Origin of the sequence: Mesorhizobium silamurunense (assembly GCF_014843905.1) — a bacterium.
Lineage (GTDB): Bacteria > Pseudomonadota > Alphaproteobacteria > Rhizobiales > Rhizobiaceae > Mesorhizobium > Mesorhizobium silamurunense.
This window is the reverse complement of sequence record NZ_LPVS01000190.1, coordinates 1-808: the sequence shown is the minus strand read 5'-3', so window position 1 is coordinate 808 and position 808 is coordinate 1. Positions and strand designations below refer to the sequence as shown.

General features: G+C 65.2%; 1 protein-coding gene. It reads right to left on the bottom strand.

Going from position 1 to position 808, the window contains the following annotated elements; translation table 11 throughout:
* Window positions 1-808: formate--tetrahydrofolate ligase (locus AU465_RS32985; protein WP_192257185.1), on the bottom strand; the 808-nt coding region annotated here is incomplete at both ends.

Below are 808 nucleotides of genomic sequence, written 5' to 3'. Positions count from 1 at the left end.
ACGACGTAGTCGGCAAGCTTCAGCGCCGTCGTGGTGGCGACGACCGAGTTGCAGCCATGCGCGATGTTGGCGAACGGGCCGCCATGCACGAAGGCCGGGTTGTTCTCCAGCGTCTGCACCAGGTTGGGCTGCATGGCGTCCTTCAAGAGCACAGCCATGGCGCCGTCGGCCTTGAGGTCGCGGGCATAGACCGGCGACTTGTCGCGACGATAGGCGACGATGATGTCGCCCAGGCGCTTCTCGAGGTCCTTGAGGTCGGTGGCGAGGCACAGGATCGCCATCACTTCCGAGGCGACGGTGATGTCGAAGCCGGCTTCGCGCGGAAAACCGTTGGCGACGCCGCCGAGCGAGGAGATGATCTCGCGCAGCGCCCGGTCGTTCATGTCCATGACGCGGCGCCAGACGACACGGCGGGTGTCGATGCCGAGCTCGTTGCCCCAGTAGATGTGATTGTCGATCAGCGCCGAGAGCAGATTATGGGCGGTGGTGATGGCGTGGAAGTCGCCGGTGAAGTGGAGGTTCATGTCCTCCATCGGCACCACCTGGGCGAGGCCGCCGCCGGCCGCACCGCCCTTCATGCCGAAGTTCGGGCCGAGCGAGGCTTCGCGGATGCAGACGATCGCCTTCTTGCCGATGCGGTTGAGGCCGTCGCCGAGGCCGACCGTGGTCGTCGTCTTGCCTTCGCCGGCCGGCGTCGGGTTGATGGCGGTGACCAGGATCAGCTTGCCGTCCTTGTTGCCCTTCACCGACTTGATGAACTCGGCCGAGACCTTTGCCTTGTCGTGGCCATAGGGCAAAAGGTGCTCGT